This window comes from Xanthovirga aplysinae (assembly GCF_009711365.1).
In the GTDB taxonomy this organism is placed as follows: domain Bacteria; phylum Bacteroidota; class Bacteroidia; order Cytophagales; family Cyclobacteriaceae; genus Xanthovirga; species Xanthovirga aplysinae.
The window spans coordinates 1-6,988 of record NZ_SMMB01001045.1 but is presented as its reverse complement, the minus strand read 5'-3'; the positions used below and the strand labels follow the sequence as shown (position 1 = coordinate 6,988).

Genomic DNA, 6,988 nt, shown 5'->3' with positions numbered 1-6,988 from the left:
CATATAATAATTAATTTTTATTAATCTTTAACTATAACAAAACCATAATGAAAACTACTAAAGTAATTTGTATTCTTGTCCTTGGGGTAATATTAATTTCCACAAGTTGTCAACGAAATGAGGAAGTGGTTCCAGCTCAATTGGACCAGGAAAATCAGCAAAACGGTCTTGATAAAAGTGAAATGTCTCTCCAGTTAAGTCAATTGTTGCAAAATCATGCCAATTTATCCGCAACAATTCCATTACTCCAAGAAAACAAAAGGGGGGTGGAATTAAGAGATGTATTGGAAAATATGGAGGAGCAAAATGAAGAAGGGCAATCCTTTAATAGATTGCAACAAATGATAGAGGATGCTGAAAACCAATTCCAAAATATAAAAAGTCCGAAAAGAATTGAAGTGCCTGAGGTTTGGTTACATGAACCGTCCGCCTCTTTTGAACTGGAAGACCTTCTGATTGCTTTTGCACCTAAGGGAAATGAAAGGGACTGGGATAAGATTACTGCATACAATTTAAAACAAGAGGTTGTCTATCTTGACATTAATCAGGCCCCTAATCGGCCAGTTTTAGTGGTTGAAACAGACGGTTTCGAGGCATTAAAAATTAAGGTGGATCGAATTAACCAAAGATTGCAAGAGCATGGTTTGCAAAAGGAAAGTCTGCGAAAAGGAAGACAAGGAAATTTAGAAATAAACAATGCTCTGGAAACTACCGTACTTGATGCTATTTCCCTAGCTGATAATAAGGAACCATGGATTAAAGGAGCCTCGGAGGTTTATGCTGTAACGTCTGGCATAAGGGCTGAGGGAGACGATAAGGAAGCGCAAATTAATGTTATTGCCATGCAATACCTCGATAATCAGGGGGAAACTTATTATCCCAATCAGGTTGTCCTATTTTGGGATGATTATGATTATCAGGCTGCAAATATTCAGCTCTTTGAGCAGGACAGTAATTACAATTATGAAGAGTTAGTTACTATTCTTGTTGAAGGGGTGTTCACCATTACAGGCATTTTAACAGAACTTCCTTGGTTAAGTGCTTTAGGAGAAATTGCGGGCGCAATTATAGAAGCTATGCCTGATGATTTTTGGACAGATGACGATGATTATATCGATTCTTTTTATACCATCCAAAAGGATAGGTCCTACAACAATTTGTTGGGAGCAGGCAAAAATGCAACCATCAGCCTAAGTCCACTTACCATTGAAGGAAATTAATCTCAGGAAAAAAGTCTTCAGGTCAATTTGTGTCCTAAATCTAATTATAATGATGACCTTGTAAATTGGAAGAAAATAATGAGGGTGGGATTTGACAATTTTACCCTCATTTTCATTAGGGTTATTTTTCCTTTTAAATTTTTGATAAATTGTAGGCCTCCTTTTCAATGTTATAAAATACAAAATATCAAAAGTGGTTGATTCGATTGGTTTAGTTCGTTTAATCTAATTCTTCATTATTCGACTCAATATTTTGACCTAAACTCCAAGAAATGAAGAGAGGTAATAATTCGAGAATCGTTGAATAACCCAAGGATTCTCTTATGACAGTTTATGATATCTTTCCTCTGCTGAATAGATTTTAAAATCCTTGGTTTGTGAAGGGGTATTGCCTAAAATATCAAAGATTATTTTTACTTTAAGATTTTATCTCAAAAGGAATTCGGGTTCTGCGTTCAATATTCACACCCATAAAGTTTTTGTATTTTGCCATTTGAATAATCCGCAAAGCCTCTTCATCACATCCATAACCAATTCCTTCAACTACAAAAGGATCTTTTACATTTCCGTTAGGATCAATGGTGTATTGAACAAGCACTTTTCCACTAATTTGATTTTGAAGAGCTTCTTTGGGATAGTTCATCTTAGCAATTAATTCTGAAAAGGATCCAATAATTTCTGCTTTGATCTCTAAATTATAAGCTCTGTATAAGGAGTCATTTTCACTTAAAAAATATTTACTTATATCAGTTTCAGAACGCTGGTGGATTTTATTAAAATAGTTTAACAACTCTTTTAATGTCTTAAGGCCTAATTCTTTTCTTTCTCTCTCTGTCACCCTAGAGGTATCCATAGGTTGAAGATAATCTTTGTCTCCAAGTGAGATACGTTGAGTTCCGTACCATTGGGGCTTATTAGTACTTCTAAGGTATCTGTCTTTGGATTGAGCAATTAATATTTTTGCTTCTTTATTTTCGGGGTCAATATTAACTGCTACTTTTGCGAGTTGATGGGCTTCTTGATAGTCTTCTGGGTTCTCACCATGTTGCAAAACAATACCTGCATTAAAATAATCATTTGAAGTTTTTAACTTTTCCTTTTCAAGAATTTGTTTGACTTCTTGTCTTCTTGCAATATCATTTTTCGTCAATTTAGGACTCAATTCTTTTCGATCTTTTTGATCCTGGATTACCAATTCTGTCAACCTTGGATGATCTTTTGGAGGCTGACATCCAATTAAATAAAGAATAAGGGCAGGAATAATTAAATGAAATTGATTTTTCATAATTCTCAGGTTTATTTAGTTCTGAACTTTACAAAAAGTCATGTTAAATTTTCTAGTCAAGAGCATTGTTTTTTTGAATAGAAAAAGGCAAATAATTGGGTGCAGAGAAAATCTATTGCCGACAATAGTTCTAAGAACGGTATTATTTTGCGAAAAAGGTTTTGATCAGGGGTAATACTTTTATTAAAGTATTTTTTTGGTAATTAAAACAATTCAGATTTTTAGATTAAAACCTATTTATCCATAGGGTCCTGAAAAGTGTTAGGACAATTTACTATTTTTGGGAAAAATTAATTGCTGCTAAGTCAAATGGAATGATTGAAGCTGTTTACTATTGGAAAATGCCTAAGTAATAACTTTTAAAGACAGAACATCGTTCTCTAAAAAGAACTTGTAATCAATTTTTAGCAAGTTTTTTCATATTAATAGGTTGTGCTTTTAGCAGCATTCTAACTGATGAAAAAAAAGAAAAAAGAGTATTTTAAGGTAAAACATAAACGCCACCGTAAATCCAAAGCGCCCGCTGATATTCGTGAGCATATCTTTAAATTTTTGAAAAACAACCCGGGGCTTTCTTTTTCAGCTCGCCAGATTAATAAGAATTTAGGTGTAAAGGACCAAAAAGGGAAGGTAATTGTGGGAGGGTTATTAACCAATATGGTTAATAACGGGTTGATAGGTGAAACCCAAGATCATCATTATTTTTCTTTGGAAGAGCCGGAATACATAACCGGTAGGGTAGATTATGTGAATCCCCGTCATGGTTTTGTGATCTCGGAAGCCTCAGAAGAGGACATTTGGATCAAAGCCAGGGATATGAATTATGCCTTGGATGGTGATTTGGTGAAGGTAGCTTTGAAGGATTCTTTACGAAAGGGAAAACGCCCTGAAGGACGAGTAGTTGAAGTATTGGAACGTAAAAGAGATACTTTTGCCGGGAAGGTGGAAATATCTACTCGTTTTGCATTTGTTGTGCCGGATTTTAAGAAAATGTACTACGACATTTTTGTTCCTCTTGAAGGTCTGGCCGGAGCCCAGCATAATGACAAGGTAGTGGTACAAATAACCCAATGGCCTGACAAAGATCGTAAACCTGAAGGGAAAATTACCCGAATTTTGGGTAAATCGGGGGATAATGAGGCGGAAATACATTCCATTATGGCGGAGTTTGATTTGCCCTTTTCTTTTCCCGGGAATGTGGAAAAAGCTGCTAAACGTATTAAAGAGGATATTGAAGGGGAGTTGCCGAACCGAAGGGATATGCGTGCTATCACCACTTTTACCATTGACCCCGAAGATGCAAAGGATTTTGATGATGCCCTGTCAGTAGAAAAACTGGAAAATGGAAACTACGAAATAGGTGTCCACATTGCTGATGTTTCCCATTATGTAAAACCAGGGACATTACTCGATCAGGAGGCAATTGAACGAGCTACATCTGTCTATTTGGTGGATCGAACTATACCTATGCTTCCCGAAAGGCTTTCTAATCAATTATGCTCTCTGCGCCCTCAGGAAGAAAAGCTAACTTTCTCAGCAGTTTTTGAGATGGATGAGCATGGGGAAGTAGTAAACCAGTGGTTTGGTAGAACAGTAATTTACTCCGATCGTCGGTTTACCTATGAAGACGCTCAAAAAGTCATTGAAAGTGGAGAAGGGGATTATAAAGAAGAACTTCAAGTTTTACATGGTTTTAGTAAAAAGCTGAAGGAAAGGCGTTTTAAAAATGGCTCTATCAATTTTGAAAGTGTGGAGGTGAAATTTAAACTCGACGAAAAAGGGAAACCAATAGGTGTGGTTCCAAAAGTGCGGAAAGATGCACATTTTCTTATCGAAGAGTTTATGCTATTGGCCAATAAGCATGTTGCCGAGTTTATTTTTAAAATGAAAAAAGAGGAGCCAAGAAATACTTTTGTTTACCGTGTGCATGAAAACCCCGATCCGGAGAAATTGCAAAGCTTTTCAATTTTTGCCAGGCGTTTTGGGCATGCTTTACAGCTTAAGGATGACTCTATTTCTCATACTTTGAATAGGCTTTTTGATGAAATTGAAGGGAAACCTGAACAGAATGTTTTGGAAACCCTTGCGGTTCGCTCTATGGCCAAAGCCCGCTATACTACAGAGTCTACCGGCCATTTTGGTTTAGCCTTTTCCCACTATACTCATTTTACTTCTCCAATCCGTCGTTATCCGGATGTTATGGTTCATCGCTTATTGCAACATTATCTGGATAAAAAGAGAAGTGTCAAGAAAAATCCTTATGAAGAAAAATGTATACATTCTTCAGAGAGAGAAAAACGTGCTGCAGATGCCGAAAGAGCATCTATTAAGTATAAGCAGGTGGAGTTTATGCAAAATGCCGAAGATAAGGACTATGAGGGACTGGTAACAGGTGTTACCGATTGGGGGATTTTTGTTGAAATGATAGAAACCAAATGTGAAGGTATGGTTCGCATGGTGGATATGACCGACGATTATTATGAGTTTGACGAAAAAAACTATTGTGTGGTAGGCCGCAGTAATAAAAAGATGATCACCTTAGGAGATAAGGTTAAAGTACGAGTCAAAGCTACGGATATTGACAGAAGAACCATTGATTTGGAATTTTCTGATATGCCGGCTAGTCGAAGACATCGCTAGGACGAGCAGATTGTATTAACCAATAAAAGAACCAACACTTTTTAAATGAATACAGCATTACAGCTCATGATGGATAAATTAAATCATGAGGTAGAAAATTTGGATGTAGGGGAGAAACCTGTAGAATTATATGATCCTATTTACTACATATTGAAACTGGGAGGAAAAAGGCTTAGACCGTTGCTCAGTTTGGTGTCTTACAGCTTGTTTCGGGAAGATTGGGAGCGGATTTTGAAACCAGCATTGGCTGTGGAAGTCTTTCATAATTTCACCCTTATGCATGATGATATTATGGATAGAGCTCCTTTGCGAAGGGGGAAATCTACCGTCCATGAAAAATGGAATGATAATATTGCGATTCTGTCCGGGGATGTGATGTTTGTGAAAACTTATGATTTACTTTTAAATATTGAGGCTGAAAAATTACCATTGGCCTTAAGTAAATTTAATCAATGTGCTACCGAAGTATGTGAAGGTCAGCAACTAGATATGAATTTTGAAGACCGTTCCGAAGTTAGTGAAGCAGAGTATCTACACATGATTCGCTTGAAGACTGCTGTTCTCTTGGGTTTTAGTTTAGAGTTGGGTGCTTTATTAGCGGGAGCAGATAAAGAAAGTTGCCAAGCCCTTTATGATTTTGGGGTGAATATAGGAGTTGGTTTTCAACTTAAAGATGATCTCCTTGATGTATATGCTGATCAAAATAAATTTGGAAAACAATTAGGCGGAGATATTATTGCCAATAAAAAGACGTTTCTATTGATTGAGGCTTTGGAGAAAGCTGAAGGAGAACAAAAAGAAGCTTTGGACTATTGGTTAAGCCAAAGAGACTTTGACAATACAGAAAAAGTAAAAGCCGTAACCACCATTTATGACAAGTTGGGGGTTAAAGAAACTACAGAATCTAAAATGAATACCTTTTTTGAGTTAGGGTTTGAATGTCTCGATCAATTAAAGGTTCCTAGGGAAAAAGTAGCGGTTCTTAAAAGCTTTGCTCAAGACCTAATCAATAGAGAAAAGTGACAGTAATTAAGGAATAGGAATGAATATCCCTAAACAGAAATGATTTAGAAAGGTTTGCCTTGAAATATATTACTCATCAATATTCTTTTTGGTCATTTCCAATTTTTAATTCATTCTTGATTTTTCATTATTAATTAATCAATCATGTCGATAACACTTATTATCATAATCATAACCGTCATTGCCAGCTATTCGGCTTGGAAAAGGCAAGATCTTGCCCAAAAATGGATTATGAATCCATATGTGGTTCATCAGAGAAATGAATATCATCGTTTTTTGACCTCCGGATTCATTCATGCTGACCAGGCCCATTTATTTTTTAATATGTTTACCTTTTATTTTTTTGGGGAAATGGTGGAGCATATTTATGGCATTTTGTTCGGGGAAGATTTAGGTAAGTTACTGTTTGTAGGGCTTTACCTCATGGGGATTATTATTTCTTCCATTCCTTCTTACCTTAAGCATAAGAATAATAGTTGGTATAACTCCCTAGGAGCTTCGGGAGGGGTAGCAGCCATTGTATTCAGCAGCATTTTAATGAACCCTACCGAAAAAATTTATATTTATGCGATTATAGGAATTCCAGGCTTTATTGCTGGGGCTCTATACGTCCTTTATTCGGTATATCAAAGCAAACGTATGGCTGACAATATAAACCACGATGCCCACCTTTTTGGCGCTTTATTTGGGGTTGTTTTCACTTTGGCGATTAAACCAGATGTGCTTCCATTTTTTATTAGCCAGATTTTGAGTTACCGTTTCTTTTAATAGCTCAAAGGGTTTTAAGAATAATAAAGAAAGGGTAGTTGATCAACTACCC

At 36.3% G+C, this 6,988-nt stretch carries 5 protein-coding genes; 4 read left to right on the top strand and 1 reads right to left on the bottom strand.

Annotated features, from left to right (window positions below):
* Positions 1-47 precede the first annotated feature (47 nt).
* A complete protein-coding gene (locus E1171_RS11290) occupies positions 48-1,220 on the top strand; it encodes a DUF3103 family protein (protein ID WP_155206113.1) in 1,173 nt (390 codons plus the stop codon).
* Positions 1,221-1,638: 418 nt separating this feature from the next.
* Here E1171_RS11290 and E1171_RS11285 read toward each other — a convergent pair whose 3' ends face one another.
* Positions 1,639-2,505: an energy transducer TonB gene (locus E1171_RS11285; RefSeq protein WP_155206112.1), complete on the bottom strand. Its 867-nt coding sequence runs from the start codon at positions 2,503-2,505 to the stop codon at positions 1,639-1,641.
* A 456-nt stretch (positions 2,506-2,961) separates the two neighbouring features.
* On the opposite strand from E1171_RS11285, the gene rnr reads away from it, so the two are divergent.
* The 3 genes from rnr (at position 2,962) to E1171_RS11270 (ending at position 6,936) form a co-directional block, all read left to right on the top strand.
* Positions 2,962-5,145 carry a ribonuclease R gene (rnr, locus tag E1171_RS11280; RefSeq protein WP_155206111.1) on the top strand — a complete coding sequence of 728 codons (2,184 nt, stop codon included), beginning with the start codon at positions 2,962-2,964 and terminating at the stop codon, positions 5,143-5,145.
* Between the two features lie 45 nt (positions 5,146-5,190).
* Positions 5,191-6,168, top strand: coding sequence for a polyprenyl synthetase family protein (locus tag E1171_RS11275; protein ID WP_155206110.1), 978 nt, complete (start codon positions 5,191-5,193; stop codon positions 6,166-6,168).
* Between the two features lie 144 nt (positions 6,169-6,312).
* Positions 6,313-6,936: a rhomboid family intramembrane serine protease gene (locus E1171_RS11270; protein WP_155206109.1), complete on the top strand. Its 624-nt coding sequence runs from the start codon at positions 6,313-6,315 to the stop codon at positions 6,934-6,936.
* Positions 6,937-6,988 lie beyond the last annotated feature (52 nt).

Excerpts from the sequence above, each read along its gene's own strand:
- E1171_RS11290 (WP_155206113.1), top strand. The coding sequence starts at position 48 with ATGAAAACTACTAAAGTAATTTGTATTCTTGTCCTTGGGGTAATATTA.
- E1171_RS11285 (WP_155206112.1), bottom strand. The coding sequence starts at position 2,505 with ATGAAAAATCAATTTCATTTAATTATTCCTGCCCTTATTCTTTATTTA.
- rnr (WP_155206111.1), top strand. The coding sequence starts at position 2,962 with ATGAAAAAAAAGAAAAAAGAGTATTTTAAGGTAAAACATAAACGCCAC.
- E1171_RS11275 (WP_155206110.1), top strand. The coding sequence starts at position 5,191 with ATGAATACAGCATTACAGCTCATGATGGATAAATTAAATCATGAGGTA.
- E1171_RS11270 (WP_155206109.1), top strand. The coding sequence starts at position 6,313 with ATGTCGATAACACTTATTATCATAATCATAACCGTCATTGCCAGCTAT.